Consider the following 21,241-nt stretch of genomic DNA (forward strand, 5'->3'; position numbering starts at 1 on the left):
TAAAATACTACTCTACGAGAATATTAATATGAACATGACCTCTCGCCCTACACTCAAAGATATACCCCGTCAGCGCTGGCTGCGAATTATCCCACCTATTTTAATCGCCTGTATTATTTCTTATATGGACCGCGTCAATATCGCCTTTGCGATGCCGGGGGGTATGGATGCCGAATTAGGTATTTCCGCCACCATGGCAGGACTGGCTGGCGGTATTTTCTTTATCGGTTATCTGTTTTTACAGGTTCCCGGCGGAAAAATTGCCGTTCACGGTAGCGGCAAGAAATTTATCGGCTGGTCACTGGTTGCCTGGGCAGTGATATCCGTCCTTACGGGGTTGATCACTAATCAATATCAACTGCTGGTTTTGCGCTTTTTACTCGGTGTAGCCGAAGGCGGCATGCTGCCGGTGGTGCTGACGATGATCAGTAACTGGTTCCCCGACGCCGAGCGTGGTCGTGCCAATGCGATCGTGATTATGTTTGTGCCGATTGCCGGAATCATTACTGCCCCGCTCTCGGGTTGGATTATCACCATTCTCGACTGGCGCTGGCTGTTCATCATTGAAGGTTTGCTTTCCGTCGTTGTACTGGTGTTGTGGGCCTATACCGTTTACGACCGTCCGCAGGAGGCACGCTGGATCTCTGAGGCCGAGAAAAATTATCTGGTCGAAACACTGGACGCCGAGCAAAAAGCCATTGCCGGAACGGAAGTCAGAAACGCCTCGCTGGGCGCGGTGCTTTCCGATAAAACCATGTGGCAGCTCATCGCACTGAACTTCTTCTATCAGACCGGGATTTACGGTTACACCCTGTGGCTGCCGACCATCCTCAAAGAGTTGACGCACAGCAGCATGGGACAGGTCGGTATGCTCGCCATTCTGCCGTACGTCGGGGCCATTGCCGGGATGTTCCTGTTCTCTTCTCTCTCTGACCGCACCGGTAAACGCAAGCTATTCGTCTGCCTGCCATTGATTGGCTTTGCCCTGTGCATGTTCCTTTCCGTCGCGCTGAAAAATAACGTCTGGCTGGCTTATGCCGCGCTGGTCGGCTGCGGCTTCTTCCTACAATCGGCAGCGGGCGTGTTCTGGACCATTCCGGCGCGTTTGTTCAGTGCGGAAATGGCCGGTGGCGCACGCGGGGTCATCAACGCGCTGGGCAATCTCGGCGGCTTCTGCGGTCCTTATGCGGTCGGCGTACTCATCACCCTGTATAGCAAAGATGCGGGGGTTTACTGCCTGGCTATCTCACTGGCTCTGGCCGCGCTGATGGCGCTGCTGCTGCCAGCCAAATGCGATGCCGGTGCCGCTCCGCTAAAGACACTGAATCCACATAAACGCACAGCGTAAAACAATGCCCGGTGGCGCTAGCACAGCGCCATCCGGCAAAAATGAGATAACAAGATGAGTGAGAAAAAGACCTTCTGGCTGGGTATTGATTGTGGCGGTACGTATCTGAAAGCCGGGTTGTATGACGCCAAAGGTCATGAGCATGGCATTAATCGGCAATCGTTACAGACCGCATCGCCATTGCCCGGTTACGCCGAACGCGATATGCACCAGTTGTGGCAACAGTGTGTAGCCACGATCGCCGGGCTGTTAGCGCGCACCGGCGTCTGCGGAGATCAAATCAAAGGTATCGGTATTTCCGCTCAGGGCAAAGGCCTGTTCCTCCTCGATAAGCAGGATAAACCGCTGGGCAATGCCATCCTCTCTTCCGACCGCCGGGCGATGGAAATCGTCCAGCGCTGGCAGCAGGATGGAATTCCCGAGCAGCTCTACCCGATCACCCGCCAGACGTTATGGACCGGGCATCCGGCATCATTGCTGCGCTGGGTGAAAGAGAATCACCCCCACCGTTACGCGCAAATTGGCTGCGTCATGATGGGCCATGACTATCTGCGCTGGTGCTTAACCGGCGTCAAAGGCTGCGAAGAGAGCAATATTTCCGAGTCGAACCTCTACAACATGACTTCGGGTCAGTACGACTCGCGCCTGACCCAGTGGCTGGGCATCAGCGAGATCGACAATGCACTACCGCCGATTGTCGGCTCAGCAGAAATATGCGGGGAAATCACCGCTCAGACAGCCGCCCTAACCGGTCTGGCGGCGGGCACGCCCGTCGTCGGCGGACTGTTTGATGTGGTTTCCACCGCACTCTGCGCCGGTATCGAAGATGAATACACCCTCAACGCAGTGATGGGAACCTGGGCCGTCACCAGCGGGATCGCCCACGGCCTGCGCGACCACGAAGCTCATCCCTACGTTTATGGCCGCTATGTCAATGACGGGCAGTACATCGTTCACGAAGCCAGCCCGACCTCTTCCGGCAATCTGGAATGGTTTACCGCCCAGTGGGGCGAACTCTCTTTTGCTGAGATCAATCAGGCCGTTGCCAGTTTACCGAAAGCCGGTAGCGAGCTGTTCTTTCTCCCATTTTTGTACGGCAGCAACGCCGGGCTGGAGATGACCAGCGGCTTTTATGGCATGCAGGCGATACACACTCGCGCCCACTTATTGCAGGCCATCTACGAAGGCGTGGTTTTCAGCCACATGACCCACCTCAATCGCATGCGCGAACGCTTTACGAAGGCGCATACCCTGCGCGTCACCGGCGGTCCGGCGCACTCCGACATCTGGATGCAGATGCTGGCAGACGTCAGCGGTTTACGTATCGAATTGCCGCAGATTGAAGAGACCGGCTGCTTTGGCGCTGCGCTCGCCGCCCGCGTCGGCACCGGCGTTTATTCCAACTTCAGCGACGCCCAGCGCAGCCTGGAGCACCCGGTGCGCACGCTGTTGCCGGACGCCGCCGCACAGGCGAGCTACCAGCGTAAATACCGCCAATATCTGGATTTAATTACCGCACTACAGGGCTACCACGCCCGCATTAAGGAGCACGAATGATGAGTCGACCATTACTGCAACTGGCGCTCGACCACACCAGCCTTGAAGCCGCACAACGCGACGTCGCGCTGCTACAAGAGAGCGTCGATATCGTTGAGGCGGGGACGATTCTCTGCTTAACCGAAGGGCTGAGCGCCGTGAAAGCCCTGCGCGCCCAGTGCCCGAATAAAATCATCGTCGCCGACTGGAAAGTGGCCGATGCGGGCGAAACCCTCGCGCTCCAAGCCTTTGGAGCAGGTGCAAACTGGATGACCATCATCTGTGCCGCGCCGCTGGCGACGGTAGAGAAAGGTCATGACGTCGCGCAGTCCTGCGGCGGTGAAATTCAGATGGAGCTGTTCGGCAACTGGACGCTGGATGATGCCCGCGACTGGTATCGCGTTGGCGTTCGCCAGGCGATTTACCATCGCGGACGCGATGCTCAGGCCAGCGGACAACAGTGGGGAGAAGCAGACCTGGCACGCATGAAGGCGCTTTCTGATATCGGTCTGGAACTGTCGATTACCGGTGGGATCACGCCCGCCGATCTGCCGTTGTTCCGCGACATTAACGTCAAAGCCTTTATCGCCGGGCGCGCGCTGGCGGGGGCGCAAAACCCAGCGCAGGTTGCTGGCGAATTCCATGCGCAAATCGAGACCATCTGGGGAACACTGCATGCGTAACCATCCATTAGGTATCTATGAAAAAGCACTGGCCAAAGACCTTTCCTGGCCGGAACGGCTGGTGCTGGCGAAAAGCTGCGGTTTTGATTTCGTCGAGATGTCGGTGGATGAAACCGACGAACGCCTGGCGCGTCTCGACTGGAGTCCAGCTCAGCGCGCCTCGCTGGTTAGCGCGATGCTGGAAACCGGCGTGGCGATCCCGTCAATGTGCCTGTCAGCCCACCGTCGTTTTCCCTTTGGCAGCCGCGATGAAGCCATGCGTGAGCGGGCGCGAGAAATTATGAGCAAAGCCATTCGCCTGGCGCGCGATTTAGGCATTCGCACCATTCAACTGGCAGGCTACGACGTCTATTACGAAGAACATGACGCAGGCACGCAGCAGCGCTTTGCCGAAGGACTGGCATGGGCAGTGGAGCAGGCTGCCGCTGCGCAGGTGATGCTGGCGGTAGAAATCATGGATACCGCATTTATGAACTCGATCAGCAAGTGGAAAAAGTGGGATGAAATGCTGTCATCGCCGTGGTTCACCGTCTATCCAGACGTGGGCAACCTCAGCGCCTGGGGGAACGACGTCACTGCTGAATTGACGCTGGGCATTGACCGCATCGCTGCTATCCACCTGAAAGACACGCTGCCGGTAACCGAAACGCATCCGGGCCAGTTTCGCGATGTACCGTTTGGCGAAGGGTGCGTGGACTTTGTTGGTATCTTCAAAACGTTGCATCAACTGAACTATCGCGGGTCGTTTCTGATTGAAATGTGGACTGAAAAAGCGAAAGAGCCGGTACTGGAAATTATCCAGGCACGGCGCTGGATAGAAGCACGCATGCAGGAAGGAGGATTTCCATGTTAAAACAACTGAAAGCCGAGGTGCTGGCGGCAAACCTGGCGCTTCCGGCTCATGGCTTAGTTACCTTTACCTGGGGCAACGTCAGCGCAGTGGATGAAACACGTAAACTGATGGTGATTAAGCCATCCGGCGTGGAATATGACGTGATGACCGCCGACGACATGGTGGTGGTGGATATTGCCAGCGGCAACGTGGTGGAAGGCAACAAAAAACCGTCGTCCGACACGCCAACCCATCTGGCGCTGTATCGTCGTTATCCACAGATCGGCGGGATCGTCCATACCCATTCTCGCCACGCGACGATCTGGTCGCAGGCGGGTCTGGATCTCCCGGCATGGGGCACCACGCATGCCGATTATTTCTATGGTTCTATTCCGTGTACCCGTCTGATGACCGCTGAAGAGATCAACGGCGAATATGAATATCAAACCGGAGAGGTGATCATTCAGACCTTCGAGCAACGCGATCTCAATCCGCTGCAGGTTCCGGCGGTATTGGTGCACTCCCACGGACCGTTCGCCTGGGGTAAAGACGCGGCAGACGCGGTGCATAACGCCGTGGTGCTCGAAGAGTGCGCATACATGGGGTTGTTCTCTCGCCAGTTAGCCCCGCAGTTGCCGGATATGCAGTCTGAGTTGCTGGATAAACATTATCTGCGCAAACACGGGGCAAATGCGTATTACGGGCAATAACGGGTCAGGCGCTATTGATATGTTCTTTGCAATAGCGCCGTTTCCACGCCGCGGGCGTCAGGCTGGTGTGTTTGCGGAAGATTTTGCGAAAATAGCCCACGTCATTAAACCCACATTTCATTGCCACTTCAGTAAGCGATAGCGAATCACTGATCAGCAGTTTTTCTGCCGCCCTCACCCGCTGGCGATGCAACGCTTCGGTTAACGTCAGACGAAAAGCGCCACGAAAAACGCGCCCCAGATAGTCCGCATTGCAATGCAGTTCTTTCGCCAACGTTGAGGCGGAAATCGGCAGGTGAAACCGGGTGTGAATGATTTGCTGTGCTTTCCAGGCCAGGGCATTCCCGGGGCTGTCGACGGGTTGCTCGCTGGCGGCTGCGGATATTTGCTGCAAAATCAGCAGTAGAATCAGTTCCAGCGCCATGCTGCGATGAATATTTTCCTGTTCACGTAAGAACTGGCGAAACAACGAAATAATATATTGTGGCTCACCCACCCGGGAATGCTGAGGTATAGCAAGTAACGATCCTGCTATTGATGCTTCATTTTCTGCTGTGACCTCAAAGTGCAACCAGTAAAATTTCAAATCAGCCGGAAATTGCCCAACGCCAATATGCGATCGCTGTGGCCACAGCAGCAAACTTTCTCCGGCATTCACGCAAAAAACTGTCTGGCCTTCGCGAATCGTTAATGTCCCTTTTTCAACAAAGATAATTTCCCAGGATTGCAATCGTCGCGCAGGATGACTGCCCACGCCCCGGGAAATAAATAGCCCACCATTTTGCACTTTAATCGGAAGAGACATGGATAATTCGAGCATATATATTCAAATTCCCGCTTTTTACATTATTTAAACTGCTATTTATCATTGATTATTCACGATAAATTAGCTTTCCGCTGGATCGAAATCACATTTTTATAATGAAGTCGGAATTGTCATCTTTTTATACTTTTCTCTTCCCTTGTTGACCCAAACATTTCGTGCAGAATAAATAACGTATTTTGCAAATTACAAACAAATAACCCGCAACGTAGCGGGAAACTTTCTGAACATCCTCTCCGGGAGTTATTTATGACTTCGGCTCCGATTACAACATCTGATTTGGCACAGCGTGCCCAGGACGACAAATTATCCCTGCGTGAAAAAATTGGTTATGGGCTAGGCGATGCTGGCGGGACGGTAATTACCTGCCTGATCATGAACTTCCTGACATTTTTCTACACCGATGTCTTCGGGTTAACGCCTGCGCTGGTCGGCACATTATTTATTGCCCTGCGTATATTTGACGCCATTTCCGATCCCGTCATGGGCGTGCTGGCCGACCGTACGCAAAGCCGCTGGGGGCGCTTTCGCCCGTGGCAACTGTGGGTTGCGATTCCGATTGGTATTATTGGCGTACTGACTTTTACCGTCCCGGACGCCAGCATGGGCGTCAAAATCGCCTGGGCGTTCGGCACCTATCTGCTACTCTCCGTCAGCTATACCGCCATCAACGTGCCGTACTGTGCGCTGATCAATACGATGACGACTCGCCACAATGAAGTGATCGCCTGCCAGTCCTGGCGCTTCGTGCTGTGCGGTGTAGCGGGATTCCTGGTCTCTGTTGGCCTGCCGTGGATGGTGGATGTCCTGGGTCAGGGCAATGCCGCGCAGGGTTATCAGTTTGGCGTGGGCATCCTGTGTGCCATTGCGGTGGTGATGTTCCTGTGCTGCTTCTTCTGGGTGCGCGAGCGTGTGCCGCTGGCAATGATGGGAAAATTTACCCTGCGTGAGCACATTGGCGGACTGCGCAAAAACGATCAGCTATTGTTGATGTTGGTAATGTCTTTCCTGCTGATCAACGTCTTTAATATTCGCGGCGGCGGGTACATGTATTTTATTACCTACGTGCTGGAAGGCAGCACCGCCTATACGTCGCTGTTTTTCACCATGGTCACCTTCGCGTCCATCATCGGGTCAGTGATCGTCAGCCCCCTGACCCGCCGCATTGATACCGTCAAACTCTATTACTACACCAACCTGGTGCTGACGGCCCTGGCGATACTGATGTGGTTCCTGCCAACCGGCCCGGCTTATCAGACACTGTGGCTGGCAGTCATCCTCGGTAACGGCATTATTTTAGGCTTCACGCTGCCGCTGCACTTCTCACTGATGGCCTTCGCCGACGATTACGGCGAGTGGAAAACCGGCGTGCGTTCCTCCGGCATGAATTTCGCCTTCAATCTGTTTTTCATCAAGCTGGCCTGGGCCTCAAGTGCAGGGATCATCAGCCTGCTATTTATTTTTGTCGCCTATCAGCCAGGCGCCGGTAACCAAACCGCCAGTTCGCTGCAAGGGATTACCGCAATGGAAACGCTGCTGCCCGCGCTGTTCCACCTGCTGCTGGCGCTGTCAATCCGCATCTGCAAACTCAATAACCCGATGATGTCGCGCATTGCCACCGATCTGCGTCAGCGTCATGTACAGCCTTAAGGAGCTCGAAATGAACGTACTGGAAGTCGACCTGCATAAGCTCACAGTCAGCGATCCGTTCCTCGGACAATATCAGCAGTTGGTGCGCGACGTGGTGATCCCCTATCAGTGGGATGCGCTCAATGACCGCATTGCAGAGGCGGAACCCAGCCATGCGATAGAGAATTTCCGTATCGCCGCAGGTCTGCAGGATGGTGAGTTTTACGGGATGGTTTTTCAGGATAGCGACGTGGCGAAATGGCTGGAGGCCGTTGCCTGGTCGCTGTGTCAGAAACCCGATGCGGAACTTGAGAAAACGGCCGATGAAGTCATTGAACTGGTGGCCGCAGCGCAGTGTGAAGATGGCTATCTCAATACTTACTTCACGGTGAAAGCCCCGAATGAACGCTGGACCAACCTCGCCGAATGTCATGAGCTGTACTGTGCCGGTCATTTAATTGAAGCGGGTGTCGCGTTCTTCCAGGCAACGGGAAAGCGCCGTCTGTTAGAGGTGGTGTGTCGCCTGGCGGATCACATCGACAGCGTGTTTGGACTCGGGGAGAATCAACTGCACGGCTACCCCGGACACCCGGAAATCGAGCTGGCGCTGATGCGCTTGTACGAAGTGACCCAGCAAACTCGCTATATGGCGCTGGTAAATTACTTTGTTGAACAGCGCGGCACACAGCCTCATTTCTATGACGAAGAGTACGAGAAACGCGGCCAAACCTCTTACTGGCACACCTACGGCCCGGCGTGGATGGTGAAAGATAAGCCCTATAGCCAGGCACACCAACCGATTTCAGAGCAGCAAAAGGCTATTGGTCACGCGGTACGCTTTGTCTACCTGATGACCGGCGTGGCGCATCTGGCACGCTTAAGCCAGGACGAAGGCAAGCGCCAGGATTGCTTGCGTCTGTGGAAAAACATGGCCCAGCGCCAGTTGTACATTACCGGCGGGATCGGCTCGCAAAGCAGTGGCGAAGCGTTTAGCAGCGATTACGATCTGCCTAACGACTCAGTGTACGCAGAAAGCTGCGCCTCAATAGGCCTGATGATGTTCGCCCGGAGAATGCTGGAAATGGAGGCCGACAGTCAGTATGCCGACGTGATGGAACGCGCCCTGTATAATACGGTGCTGGGAGGTATGGCGCTCGACGGCAAGCATTTCTTCTACGTTAACCCGCTGGAAGTACACCCTAAATCATTAAAATTCAATCATATTTATGACCACGTGAAGCCCGTTCGCCAGCGCTGGTTCGGCTGCGCCTGCTGTCCACCGAATATCGCCCGCGTGTTAACCTCAATTGGTCATTACCTCTACACGCCACGTCAGGATGCGCTGTATATCAATATGTACGTGGGCAATAGCATGGAGGTCCCTGTTGCAAATGGCTCGCTTAAGCTACGTATTAGCGGGGATTACCCATGGCATGAACAGGTAAAAATCGCCATCGAATCACCGCAATCGGTGTATCACACCCTCGCTCTGCGCCTGCCAGACTGGTGCTCCGCACCGCAGGTTTTGTTGAATGGTCAGCCGGTTGCGCAGGATATTCGCAAAGGCTATTTGCACATCAGCCGAACCTGGCAGGAAGGCGATACGCTCAGTTTGACCCTGCCGATGCCGGTACGTCGGGTGTACGGAAATCCACTGATGCGCCATGTGGCAGGGAAGGTCGCCATTCAACGTGGGCCGCTGGTGTATTGCCTGGAACAGGCCGACAACGGTGAGGAGCTACATAATTTGTGGCTGCCGAAAGAGAGTGAATTCCGGGTATTCGAAGGTAAAGGTTTATTCAGCCATAAGGTGCTAATTCAGGCTGAAGGTGTGAAGCAAAGTAGTGCCAACGCCTCACAGCAATCCTTGTGGCACTACGATGTTTCACCGGCTTTGCGTCAGGCGCATACGCTGACGTTTATTCCGTGGTTTAGCTGGGCGAATCGTGGTGAAGGCGAAATGCGTATTTGGGTGAATGAGCTGTAATTGAAAACGTGCCGGATAATGACGCTTCGCGCTTTATCCGGCCTGGCGCACTGAAAAGATTGCCCTCCTCCCTGAGGACAAACGGGTGAGAATCAGAAACGCCAGGTTAACCCGGTCAGGAATGTGAAGCTGTCGTCACGATCAACCATCGGGCTATTTTTGATGTCATCCGGCAACGCACTGTAGTTGGCGCTGGCCAGCAGCGTCAGGTTGCTGGTCAAAGCGTATTTCGCGGTCAGTGCAACATACGGTGTCCAGCTGTCGCCAGGGGAGTAGCTTGATAACCCACTACGGCGGGATTCATTGCCAGAGATACCGTAATAATATTGGTTGAAGTTTTCGTCATAGTAGAGCACGCCAATCGCCGGCGTCAGCGTCAGCTTGCCCATCGGCATTTGGCGGAACAGAGATAATTCCCCGACCCAACCGTTGCTGTTATCCAGCACATCCGCTGCGGCGGAGACTTTCACGCTGCCCCATCTTTCATGGTGATACCATGCTGCACCTGCCATCGCGGTAGCGTCACGCTTGTCCAGCATTTTCATCGCATGGTCGTCGTTATCGCCTGGATCAAACTCAAGCGGCATATATGAGGCAGTAATACTAAATTCATTACTTTCGTTTTTTGAAAGAATATAACCTAACGTTGTTTGCCTAAAATAAAAGGATTCACTTTCATAACTGGCAAGCGGTGCAACGTGAACATTATCATTATATCCACGATAAGGTGATTCATTATATACAGCGCCACCGCCAAGAGAAAATTCTGCGGCTGATGCACTCGCCATAAAAGAAAAAGCAATTAGCGCCACAACATTGCGTTTAATTAACATGCCAACTTTCCATTTTAAAATAAGCTACAAAGCGCGTGCATAATAATGCTTACAATTTCATCGATGCAACATTCATATTTATATAGTAATATATAAAATCATATATATATTGGGCTTTGCGATGAATAAATTACAACTCAAACACCGGGAATTGAAGATTATCTCGGTAATCGCTGCCAGTGAGAACATCAGCCACGCAGCGACCATCCTCGGCATTGCGCAAGCCAACGTCAGCAAATATCTTGCTGATTTTGAATCAAAAGTAGGGTTAAAAGTTTTCGACAGAACCACCCGACAACTCACCCTTACTCCGTTTGGCAAGGCACTGCTTCCCTACATCAACGACATGCTGGACAGAACCGAACAGCTGAATAATTTCATTGCTGATTATAAGCATGAAAAAAGCGGGCGAGTCACAGTTTATGCGCCAACTGGGATAATTTCTTACTTATCACAAAAAGTTATTGCAGAAATAAAAAACATTGGCGGTATTTCTCTTACACTAAAAACATGTAATCTGGAACGTAAAGCATTTTATGAAGGCGTTGATTTTCCGGATGATTGTGATGTTTTAATTACCTACGCTCGTCCAAAAGATGAGTCATTGGTTGCGAGTTTCATAACGAAATATGCAGTGATGGCTTTTGCCAGTCCGGAGTATCTCAGAAACCATCCTATTAACTGCCCCGAAGACCTTGAACACCACTCCTGTATCTTGATTGATTCAATGATGATTGACGATGCAAATATTTGGCGATTCACCACTCTCGAAAGTAAGGAGATGCGCGACTATCGTGTGACAGGGAATTACGTTTGCGATAATACGCAGTCCGCACTGGCACTGGCACGTAACCATCTTGGTATTGTTTTTGCGCCAAATACCAGCGTACAGCAAGATATTGAAGCCGGACTGCTGGTTCCGTGCTTCACTGAACAATATGAATGGTGGCTGGATCTGGTGGCCATTTTCCGCAAACGCGAATACCAGCCCTGGCGAGTACAGTTTATTCTTGATGAGATGTTGGGGGAAATTCGCCGGCAGCTTACTCAGTCGCAGAAACAGCAGACTGAGTAAGCAAAATAGCCTGATTTTAATGATCGAGATACAGGTAATGCACCCAACTGGTCATGCGCAACAAGACCTTGCGCATGACTGACACATGTTCGAAGTGGTCTGAATAAACGGCGACCTGCGCGTAAATCCCATCAGGTAACGCGCTAACCTCCGCATTATCATTCAGCTCAATCGTGGCAATCACACCTTCCGAACCGGGCGTGGAATTTAAAGATTGCAGCGCCCCGTTCGACTGGTATGTGCCGCCCGGCACTGCCGGACTAATCGCAGCCAGTTTACCGCGAAATACCTTACCCGGCAGCGCGTTAAACACCACTTCAGCTTCATCACCTGGTTCCAGACGCAGCAGCGAGTTTTGACGGAACTGGGCGATAATTTGCCGTTTTTGATCCGGGATAAACACCATCACCGGACGCATCGGTAACGCAGCGGCATAGGTTCCGGGACGCATCAGCACCTGCGTAACGTAACCATCGCTGGGCGCACGAACCACGGTTTGATCCAGATTGAATTCCGCCTCAGCCAGTTGTGCCTTCAGGCTGGCAATTTGCGAATTCTCACCCATTATCAGGCTGTCTAACTGGCTTTGTATTTGCTGCTGCTCTGCGACAGAGGATTTCACCGACGCTTCCTGCGCCAGATAGTTTTGCCGCGCCGCATCGATATCGCGTTCAGAAAAAGGATTCACCTTCGCCTGACTCCCCTGCACATAACGCTGGTAATCTTTCGCCAGCTTGTCACGGGTAGCCTTAGCCTGCTGCGTGTTGGCTTTCATTTCGTCCAACTGCGCCACCAGCGCCTGCTCTTTATGTTGTGCTGTAACAATATCGGCTTTCAGGCGATCAACCCGTGCCTGATAACGCCCCGGATTAAGCTTGAACAGAACTTCGCCTTTTTTAATCAGCGTATTCTTCTTATCCGTCACTTCCGTTACTACACCCGTTACCTGCGGCACTACGGGAATAGAAATTACCGCCTTTTGCGCCTTATAGGTATACGGATGGTTATAATTCATCAGTAGTATCAGTCCACAAACAATGAATATACCGCCCAATACCGCAGTGGGCACGGTCCATTTGTTGACAGGAATTTTAAATATTTTAAATATTGACCACGCACACGCCACATAGGTCAAAACGATCAGTAAATCCATCGATATTACTCCGCCGGAGAGGTCTTAACCTCACCCAGTTTCTTTTCCAGATCAGCTACCCGTTCCTGCAGTTGAATAAGGGAAGAATCAGCGCTCTGCATCCCCCAGCCTCGCTCCGGGCGATACAGTGTTGCCCAGATCCACAAAAAAGGCCAAATAACATGTAAGGTGAACAAACTCACCCAGCCCGCAACATGTATTGCGTCGGCATGAGGATGGTTACGTTTTTTTGCAATCAGGTAGGGAATATCATGCAGAATAATAACCCCATAAAAAATGACCAGGAATACAAAAACAAGCACTCCTAATGCAAAATAATCAAGAAACATATTTGCCTCAGAGATTGAAATAACAAATAAGAATTCTATTTAGATTAACAAATAGATTGAATGATAGTAGATGAGTATGTATATGAAGTGCAATTATCTTATTTATATAACGACATATGGGTTTATATATAACTGAAGAATAAAGATATGCCCGGCGCAAAACCGGGCAATAAGTGATGAGAAATTAAAACAGTCCCAGCGGTTTATCCGAGTAGCTCACCAGCAGGCACTTGGTTTGCTGATAATGCTCAAGCATCATCTTATGCGTCTCGCGTCCGATGCCCGATTGCTTATAGCCGCCGAACGCCGCATGTGCCGGGTAAGCGTGGTAGCAGTTGGTCCATACACGCCCCGCCTGAATCCCACGGCCCATCTTGTACGCCAAATTACCGTTACGGCTCCAGACGCCAGCGCCTAGCCCATATTGAGTGTCATTGGCGATTTCCAGCGCCTCTTCCATGGTTTTGAAGGTCGTGACGGCCAGCACCGGTCCGAAGATCTCTTCCTGGAAAACTCGCATGTTGTTCTTGCCAAACAGAATGGTCGGTTCGAGGTAGTAACCCTCTTTTAACTCGCCATCGAGGAGCTTGCGCCGCCCACCGGTGAGAACATCTGCCCCTTCTTTCTTACCAATGTCGATGTAATTCAGTATGGTTTCCAGTTGACCATGCGACACCTGCGCACCCATCTGCGTCACACTGTCTAACGGATTACCGCTACGAATACTCTCCACGCGGCGAATGGCTCTTTCCATAAAACGTTCGTAAATGGATTCCTGTACCAGCGCACGGCTCGGACAGGTACACACTTCGCCCTGGTTGAAGGCAAACAGCGCAAAACCTTCCAGCGCTTTGTCAAAAAACGCATCTTCTTCATCCATCACGTCAGCGAAGAAGATGTTGGGTGATTTCCCACCCAGCTCCAGCGTCACAGGGATAATGTTCTGCGTGGCGTACTGCATGATCTGCTGCCCAACTTCCGTTGAGCCGGTAAACGCCACTTTCGCAATGCGTTTAGACGTCGCCAGATACTCACCAATTTCCCCACCCGCGCCGTTTACCACGTTCACCACGCCAGGTGGGAGCAGATCGCCGATAACGTCCATCAGCAGCAGTACGGACAGTGGCGTCAGGCGGGCAGGTTTAAGCACTACGCAGTTACCCGCTGCCAGCGCAGGCGCCATCTTCCAACTGGCCATCAGCAAGGGGAAGTTCCACGGAATAATTTGTCCTACCACACCGAGAGGTTCATGGAAGTGATAAGCCACGGTCTCGCTATCAACTTCGCTTATTCCCCCTTCCTGCGCACGAATACAGGAAGCGAAATAGCGGAAATGATCAATCGCCAGCGGCACGTCTGCCGCGCTGGTTTCACGGATGGGTTTACCGTTATCCCAGGTTTCTGCCGTCGCCAACAGTTCCAGGTTTTGCTCCATACGGTCGGCGATTTTGAACAGAATCGCCGCCCTGTCCTGCACGGATGTTTGCGCCCACTTGTCTTTTACTTTGTGCGCGGCATCCAGTGCCAGATCGATATCCTTTTTGCCGGAAGAGGCCACTTCGCACAGTAATTGCCCGGTTACCGGCGTCAGGTTTTGGTAATACTCGCCGTCCACAGGGGCGACCCAGTCACCACCGATAAAGTTATCGTATCGGGCTTTTAACTTCAGAGGGTAACCATACTCGCCGGGATAAATACGCGTTGAAGGGGGGTTGTTGGTCATGACCGTCTCCTTGCTGTAGGGGTACTACAAGGGTAGACGGGGCTGGCGAATTATTCGCCAGCCATTTACTGCTTTACGACAGGTATCACGAATTACATGGCAGCGCGATAAATCGCCATGATTTCTTCATGAGTCGCCTGAATCGGGTTAGTGAAGCCGCAGGCATCTTTCAGGGCATTGGTCGCCAGTACGGCAATATCCTCTTCCTTCACGTTCAGCTCACGCAAACCAGCCGGAATATTCACTTTCTGCGCCAGTTCGCGGATCGCCGTAATGCAGGCTTCTGCCCCTTGCTCTGCGCTCAAACCAACAACGTTCACGCCCATTGCCCCTGCGCAATCGCGCAGGCGAGCGGCAGCTACTTTGCTGTTAAAGACCTGCACATGTGGCAGCAACACAGCATTACATACGCCGTGCGGCAGATCGTAGAAGCCACCCAACTGGTGCGCCATAGCGTGTACGTAACCCAGAGAGGCATTGTTAAAGGCCATGCCCGCGAGAAACTGCGCGTAAGCCATGGCTTCACGCGCCTGAGCATTGCTGCCCTCTTCAACGGCGACCGGCAGGTTTTGTGTAATCATGGTGACCGCTTTCAGCGCACACGCATCGGTAATTGGCGTGGCGGCAATTGACACGTAGGCTTCGATAGCGTGGGTCAACGCATCCATACCGGTAGCCGCCGTCAGAGACTTCGGCATGCCGACCATCAGCGAGGAGTCATTAACCGACAGCAGCGGCGTAACGTGCTTATCGACAATCGCCATTTTAATGTGGCGTACTTCATCCGTAATGATACAGAAACGGGTCATTTCTGATGCCGTGCCCGCGGTGGTGTTAATGGCGATCATCGGCAACTGCGGTTTTGCAGAACGGTCTACACCTTCGTAATCGCGAATATCGCCGCCGTTAGCGGCCACCAGAGCGATACCTTTCGCACAATCGTGCGGAGAACCGCCGCCGAGAGAAATAACGCTATCACATTCGTTTTCTGTCAACATTTGCAGGCCAGCGGCAACGTTGCTGGTCGTGGGATTAGGATGCGTACCGTCGTAAATTACGCTGAAAATATCACGTTCCTGTAATGCCTTTTGAATCTCGCCAGCCATACCTAATTTCGTCAGCATGGCATCCGTGACAATCAGCGTACGGCGAAAACCATATTCCGCCATTGTATTCATTGCGTCTTTTAATGAATCAGCGCCAATTACATTCACGGAAGGAATAAAAAATGTTGAAGCAGCCATTGTACGATCCTTAATTACTCTAAAGAGTCAGGAAGCATACGAGTGAAATATCCAACAAAATATGATCGTGGTTGTTATTTTAATAACACCCACAATTAAAAAGCACATTAGGTTCATAATCTAATGTGCTTATTTCTTTCAATATCTATTTTGTATTAATTCATTTAATTCCTGAATTAATTGTTTCATTACTTTTCAGGGAACAGTAATGCATCGCGTAATAAATGATCATTTCCCCGACGACGCGTAAAACCAATGCGGTCAAAATATTCCAGAATCTGAATAGCCAATTTTCGTCCAACGTTAAGCCTGTCGCGGAAATCGGCAGCACAGGTCGATCCTTTCTCCTGATCCAGCTCGCGGATCATATTGGCAAAAGCCACAATCCGATCGTTACGGTAATAGCGATCTTTAACGATCGCGGTGATGATGCCTTGCTGCGCCGCTTGCCGTAACGCCATACGCATTATCTGCTCATCCGTACCGGTCTGTTTTGCCAGATCGCGTACCCACCATGGCTCATCACCAAAAAGTGATTCTACTTTTTGCCAGATAGCCTGCTGCTCATCGCTAAAACCGGCCTTATGATCGGGCAAATGCAGCCAGCCATGATGACTATGGATGACGCCGCTCTCACGCATCTTTTCAATCAGCAGCAGCACCAGTGCTTCGTCTTCCATTGGTAAAGCCATCCGGCGCAGGCGTTCGCGCCCAGGTCCTGGCTCATCACGGTGCTGGTCGTGGTAAGTCGCCAGCGTATCGAGGATTTTGCGCTGCCAGCGTGCGGCAACGGTGGCATCCAACAGACTGTATCCCGCCTGAATAAAGCCATGCTGCTCAATCAACGGACGCATGCCGTTACCGTTGAGCTGACGCGCCCATGCGAAGTCGGGAATATTCACCGCTCCACGCGTCAGATGTAGAGCCAGGGCGTCACCGTCACTTTGCGACTTCTCCAGCGCCGCCAGCCATTGTAAATACTCCGGCTTACGCTTCCCGCGACGCGGCGGATTGAGCGTTACCACGCGGGCGCCAGCCAGCGTCGTGCGGGCCGAAATATCGCGCAGCACCAGACGATCGTTATCGGCGAGCCAGAGCGGCGTATCAAACACCAGTTCCGCCAGCGTCCCTTCAAGCAGCGAGATTCTCCCGGTAACGTGGCTGGCAGCGTGGTGAATATGCAGAGGTTGCCACTGCATCAGCGGTGCCGCATGTTCTAAAGAGACAATCACGCGGGTAAACGCCTCTGGCGGCGCATCAGAAAGCAGCCAGTCGCCGCGGTTAAGTTCTTCTTTTTGCGCATCACCGGCAATATTCAGCGCAATACGTTGCCCCGCCTGTGCGCGATCGGTGGCGTGATTTTGCGCATGCAGACTACGTACGCGCATCGGTTTGTTGACGCCGGTGAGCCACAACGTGTCACCGACATTCACTTCACCGCTAAGCGCCGTCCCGGTCACCACCAGCCCCGCACCTTTGACCGTAAAGGCACGGTCAATCGCCAGGCGAAAGCTGCGATCGCAGGCATGCTCACGCGACGTCAATTGCAGCAAATGATCGCGTAGTTCTTCGATTCCACGGCCTTCACTGGCGGCCGTCACAAACAGAACCGCATCCGCGAAGCCATAGTTCTCAAGTGTGGTGTGCACCTCGGCACGCACCGCCTTGATGCGAGCTTCATCCACGCGATCGGCCTTGGTGAGCGCCACGGTGATCTGAGGATTGCCCGTCAACTGCAGAATTTGCAAATGCTCACGCGTTTGCGCCATCACGCCGTCATCACACGCCACCACCAGCAGCGCATGGTCGATGCCGCCAACACCCGCCAGCATGTTAGACAGAAACTTTTCGTGTCCGGGCACATCGATAAATCCCAGTATCCGCCCGTCCGGCTGCGGCCAGTAGGCATAGCCGAGATCGATGGTCATGCCGCGTTTTTTTTCTTCCGGCAGACGGTCGGCGTTCACGCCGGTAATCGCCTGTAATAACGTTGTTTTTCCGTGGTCAACGTGTCCGGCGGTTGCAATAATCATTTCAGCATCATCTCCATAAACCGGGTCTCGTCTTCAAGGCAGCGCAGATCCAGCCACATACGGCCATCATAAATTCGGCCAATGATCGGCACGGGCAGCGCACGCCAGCGGGCGGCCAGTGCGTCGAGGCGGCTACCGCGCCCGTCATGAGGGGTAAAGGTTAATGCTGCGCTGGGCAGCCTATCAACCGGTAGCGAGCCGCTGCCAATTTGCGACAGGCAAGGCATGACGTTCAAGGCAAATTCATCGCCGTAATGCTCAGCAAGCCGCGCCTGTAATTGTTGTGCCTGCGCGTGGACAGCCTCCTGCGAGCGAGTGAGTTGGCGTAACGTCGGCAACTTCTGCGCCAGCGCTTCCGGGTGCAGGTAGAGCCGCAGCGTCGCTTCCAGCGCTGCCAGCGTCATTTTATCAGCCCGTAATGCGCGTTTCAGCGGATGACTCTGTAAACGAGCGATCATCTCTTTTTTACCGACGATAATCCCGGCCTGCGGCCCGCCCAGCAGTTTATCCCCAGAGAAGCTCACCAGACTCACTCCAGCGGCAATCAGCTGTTGCGGCATCGGTTCCTGTGGCAATCCATACTGGCTGAGATCGACCAGCGAGCCGCTGCCGAGATCCGCCACTACCGGCACATCCAGTTCCTGACCAATGGCGGCCAGCTCAGCCTCATCCACCGACTTCGTAAAGCCTTCTATGCTGTAATTACTGGTATGGACTTTCATCAGCAGACCGGTGTTTTCATTCACCGCCTGACGGTAATCTTTCTCATGGGTCCGGTTGGTAGTACCGACTTCGCGCAGAACACATCCGGCCTGACACATCACATCCGGAATACGAAACGCGCCGCCAATTTCCACCAGCTCACCGCGCGAAACGACCACCTCTTTACCGTTAGCCGTGGCGGCCAGCATCAGTAAAACCGCTGCCGCATTGTTATTGACGATACAGGCATCCTCCGCCCCCGTCAGACGGCAGAGTAGATCCGCCAGCGCCCGATCCCGATGTCCACGTCCGGCATCATCCAGGCTATATTCCAGCGTCACCGGCGTGCGCATTGCTTGCACCACCGCCTCGATCGCATCTTCGGCCTGCGACGCGCGCCCAAGATTGGTATGCAGCACCGTTCCAGTGAGATTAATCACCGGACGCAACGCGCTTCGCGATTCTCGTTCCAGACGGGCGCTGGCTTCTTGCGCCCAGTCCTCACACCATGCCGGGAGCGCGTGCGTGTCGCGAATCGCTTCTCGGGCTTCGTCGAGCATATGACGCAGCAGGTCAACCACCCGGGTATGACCGTGAGACTCACGTAAGGCTGGGAAGGCGCTATCGCGCAATAAACGATCGATAGCGGGAAGCTGGCTGTAGAGTGAACGCATGTCGGTTGTCATGAAAGGGCCTGGCTGTTGGTGGCCCTCTCCACCGTGGAGAGGGCTATCGATATAGGGAGGATTGTACCGTGACTTTGCTCAGGCGGACATACATGCACATCAAGCCTTTGGCGGTTCTGTGCGGGCAAAACTTTCGCGTTGAAAGAGCGTTTCCACCAGTTTGACCAGACGCGGGCGGTCCACACACCAGCCGGGTGCGATCCGACGGAAATTGAGATAACCGACGGCACAAGCAATCGCGATGGTAGCCAGGTTAACCGTATCCGTTTTCAGCGTACCGTCCGCCAGATAGCCTTCCAGCATATCCAGACTACGGGTAATTTTCTCTCGCTGGCGTAACAGTTCGGTTTCTGACTGCTGCGCGGCGGGGCGAGCCTGCTCGCGTACCGAGACTAACCCCGCATCCATAATACCGTCGGCCAGCGCTTCCAGTTGACGAACTTTGAGTGCCGCTAACGGTTCACGCGGCAGCATGGCTGGCGCAATATCCAGCAGCTCTATGTATTCTGCGATGATCGGAGAGTCAAACCAGTACTCACCCTCATCGGTGACTAACGCGGGCACTTTTCCTAGCGGGTTATAACGCGCCACGCCGCTATCCGCGTTATAAGGAAGTTCATTCACAAATTCGAAGGTGATACCCTTTTCCAGTAACAGAATAGAAATTTTACGCACAAAAGGGCTGGTATAGCTGCCAATGAGTTTCATGCCGGGTCCTTTTTGCCAACAAAAATATCAGTATGGCTCAGGTCGCCGTAAATGGCAGGTGATGACGATCTCAATGATCCAAATAAAGGTAATGCATCCAGCTGGTCATGCGCAGCAGCACTTTACGCATCACTGAAACGTGAGCGAAATGGTCGGAATAGACCGCCACCTGAGCATAGATACCGTCCGGCAGCGCATCCACATCGCCATTGGGATCCAGCTCAATCGTGGCCAGCACGCCATCGGTACCCGGCACCACAGTCAGAGACTGCAATGCTCCCTGGGCCTGATAAGAACCGCCCGGCACAACCGGCAGAATGCTGGTGAGCTTGCCGGAGAATACCTGGCCTGGCAGCGCGTTGAAGACCACTTCCGCTTCATCACCCGGTTTAAGACGCAACAACGAATTCTGACGGAATTGCGCCACGATTTGCCGCTTCTGTTCCGGAATAAACACCATCACCGGGCGAAGAGGCAGCGCGGCGGCGTAGGTCCCGGGCCGAATCAGCACCTGCGTAACATAGCCGTTGCTGGGGGCACGGACGATAGTCTGCTCAAGATTGTATTTGGCTTCAGCGAGCTGAGCGCGCAGAGACGCAACCTGAGATTGCTCCCCGTTGACCATACTGTCTAACTGGCTCTGAATCTGCGTCTGCTCGGCAACGGAGCCTTTTACCAGCGCATCCTGTGCCAGGTAGTTCTGCCGCGCGTTGTCGATATCGCTTTCAGAGAAGGGATTAACCTTCGCCTGGCTGCCCTTCAAATAGCGTTGATAATCTTTATACAGACGATCGCGTTCAGCGGAAACGCGGGTAGTATTGGCGACGGCTTCAGAAAGTTGGGCTTTCAAATTGTCGATGTTGTGCGTGGCGGTAACAAGATCAGCCTGCAGTCGATCCACTCGCGCTTGATAACGCACGGGATCGAGTTTAAATAACACCTCGCCTTTTTTAATTAGCTGATTATTTTTATCTGTCACCTCACTCACAATTCCAGTGACCTGCGGGGTTAGAGGAATTGAAATAACCGCCTTTTGCGCCGTAAAGGTATACGGATGGTTATAGTTCATTAATAAGATGAGTCCCGCCACAATAAACACTCCACCTAATGCGGCGGTGGCAAGCGTCCATTGGTTTACAGGAATACGGAATATTTTAAAGATGGCCCAGGCAAATGCCACGTAAGTCAGGACAATCAACAAATCCAT

Annotated in this window: 18 protein-coding genes; 8 read left to right on the forward strand and 10 right to left on the reverse strand. The window is 53.1% G+C overall.

Going from position 1 to position 21,241, the window contains the following annotated elements; genetic code table 11:
• Positions 1 to 28 precede the first annotated feature (28 nt).
• From ACU8YC_RS17340 to araD, 5 genes are read left to right on the forward strand one after another with little or no spacing between them, the layout of a single operon-like run.
• Positions 29 to 1,348 (forward strand): MFS transporter, encoded by a 1,320-nt coding sequence (locus tag ACU8YC_RS17340; RefSeq protein ID WP_446895587.1) that lies wholly within the window; start codon positions 29 to 31, stop codon positions 1,346 to 1,348.
• Between the two features lie 54 nt (positions 1,349 to 1,402).
• Positions 1,403 to 2,905 carry an FGGY-family carbohydrate kinase gene (locus tag ACU8YC_RS17345; RefSeq protein ID WP_370619361.1) on the forward strand — a complete coding sequence of 501 codons (1,503 nt, stop codon included), beginning with the start codon at positions 1,403 to 1,405 and terminating at the stop codon, positions 2,903 to 2,905.
• Positions 2,905 to 3,567, forward strand: a complete 663-nt coding sequence (gene ulaD / locus ACU8YC_RS17350; RefSeq protein WP_151217214.1) for a 3-keto-L-gulonate-6-phosphate decarboxylase UlaD — start codon at positions 2,905 to 2,907, stop codon at positions 3,565 to 3,567. Before ACU8YC_RS17345 ends, ulaD begins: the two co-directional genes overlap by 1 nt.
• Entirely contained in the window at positions 3,560 to 4,420 is an 861-nt protein-coding gene (locus ACU8YC_RS17355) for an L-ribulose-5-phosphate 3-epimerase (RefSeq protein WP_151223993.1), read from the forward strand. The genes ulaD and ACU8YC_RS17355 overlap by 8 nt, the downstream gene beginning before the upstream one ends.
• Positions 4,414 to 5,109, forward strand: coding sequence for an L-ribulose-5-phosphate 4-epimerase (gene araD / locus ACU8YC_RS17360; protein ID WP_151223994.1), 696 nt, complete (start codon positions 4,414 to 4,416; stop codon positions 5,107 to 5,109). The genes ACU8YC_RS17355 and araD overlap by 7 nt, the downstream gene beginning before the upstream one ends.
• Positions 5,110 to 5,113: 4 nt before the next feature.
• Here the strand turns inward: araD and ACU8YC_RS17365 are convergent, their stop codons facing one another.
• A complete protein-coding gene (locus tag ACU8YC_RS17365) occupies positions 5,114 to 5,929 on the reverse strand; it encodes a helix-turn-helix domain-containing protein (RefSeq protein WP_187253858.1) in 816 nt (271 codons plus the stop codon).
• 252 nt (positions 5,930 to 6,181) lie between these two features.
• Between ACU8YC_RS17365 and ACU8YC_RS17370 the strand changes: the two genes are divergently transcribed.
• Both ACU8YC_RS17370 and ACU8YC_RS17375 read left to right on the forward strand, forming a co-directional pair.
• Complete coding sequence (locus tag ACU8YC_RS17370) at positions 6,182 to 7,582, forward strand: MFS transporter (protein WP_210904149.1); 1,401 nt, start codon at positions 6,182 to 6,184, stop codon at positions 7,580 to 7,582.
• A gap of 10 nt (positions 7,583 to 7,592) precedes the next feature.
• Positions 7,593 to 9,548, forward strand: a complete 1,956-nt coding sequence (locus ACU8YC_RS17375) for a glycoside hydrolase family 127 protein (protein ID WP_446895588.1) — start codon at positions 7,593 to 7,595, stop codon at positions 9,546 to 9,548.
• 92 nt (positions 9,549 to 9,640) lie between these two features.
• On the opposite strand, the gene ACU8YC_RS17380 is transcribed toward ACU8YC_RS17375, so the two are convergent.
• Complete coding sequence (locus ACU8YC_RS17380) at positions 9,641 to 10,381, reverse strand: MipA/OmpV family protein (protein ID WP_151216970.1); 741 nt, start codon at positions 10,379 to 10,381, stop codon at positions 9,641 to 9,643.
• Positions 10,382 to 10,502: 121 nt separating this feature from the next.
• Here ACU8YC_RS17380 and ACU8YC_RS17385 point away from each other — a divergent pair, with 121 nt between their 5' ends.
• Positions 10,503 to 11,456 (forward strand): LysR family transcriptional regulator, encoded by a 954-nt coding sequence (locus tag ACU8YC_RS17385; protein WP_151216971.1) that lies wholly within the window; start codon positions 10,503 to 10,505, stop codon positions 11,454 to 11,456.
• 16 nt (positions 11,457 to 11,472) lie between these two features.
• Here ACU8YC_RS17385 and ACU8YC_RS17390 read toward each other — a convergent pair whose 3' ends face one another.
• From ACU8YC_RS17390 to ACU8YC_RS17425, 8 genes are all read right to left on the reverse strand, one after another.
• Entirely contained in the window at positions 11,473 to 12,609 is a 1,137-nt protein-coding gene (locus ACU8YC_RS17390; protein WP_446895589.1) for an HlyD family secretion protein, read from the reverse strand.
• Between the two features lie 5 nt (positions 12,610 to 12,614).
• Positions 12,615 to 12,938 (reverse strand): DUF3302 domain-containing protein, encoded by a 324-nt coding sequence (locus ACU8YC_RS17395; protein ID WP_187253861.1) that lies wholly within the window; start codon positions 12,936 to 12,938, stop codon positions 12,615 to 12,617.
• A gap of 184 nt (positions 12,939 to 13,122) precedes the next feature.
• On the reverse strand, positions 13,123 to 14,661 hold the full coding sequence (aldB, locus tag ACU8YC_RS17400; RefSeq protein WP_151216974.1) for an aldehyde dehydrogenase AldB: 1,539 nt from the start codon (positions 14,659 to 14,661) through the stop codon (positions 13,123 to 13,125).
• A 92-nt stretch (positions 14,662 to 14,753) separates the two neighbouring features.
• Complete coding sequence (gene yiaY / locus ACU8YC_RS17405) at positions 14,754 to 15,905, reverse strand: L-threonine dehydrogenase (protein ID WP_446895590.1); 1,152 nt, start codon at positions 15,903 to 15,905, stop codon at positions 14,754 to 14,756.
• Between the two features lie 188 nt (positions 15,906 to 16,093).
• The gene (gene selB / locus ACU8YC_RS17410) at positions 16,094 to 17,938 is read right to left on the reverse strand and encodes a selenocysteine-specific translation elongation factor (protein WP_151216978.1); all 1,845 of its coding nucleotides are present in this window, start codon (positions 17,936 to 17,938) and stop codon (positions 16,094 to 16,096) included.
• The gene (selA, locus tag ACU8YC_RS17415; protein WP_151216980.1) at positions 17,935 to 19,326 is read right to left on the reverse strand and encodes an L-seryl-tRNA(Sec) selenium transferase; all 1,392 of its coding nucleotides are present in this window, start codon (positions 19,324 to 19,326) and stop codon (positions 17,935 to 17,937) included. The genes selB and selA overlap by 4 nt, the downstream gene beginning before the upstream one ends.
• 99 nt (positions 19,327 to 19,425) lie before the next feature.
• Positions 19,426 to 20,034, reverse strand: coding sequence for a glutathione S-transferase (locus ACU8YC_RS17420; RefSeq protein ID WP_151216982.1), 609 nt, complete (start codon positions 20,032 to 20,034; stop codon positions 19,426 to 19,428).
• Positions 20,035 to 20,104: 70 nt separating this feature from the next.
• Complete coding sequence (locus ACU8YC_RS17425) at positions 20,105 to 21,241, reverse strand: HlyD family secretion protein (RefSeq protein ID WP_151216984.1); 1,137 nt, start codon at positions 21,239 to 21,241, stop codon at positions 20,105 to 20,107.

It is taken from the genome of Citrobacter sp. VF227, assembly GCF_052950715.1.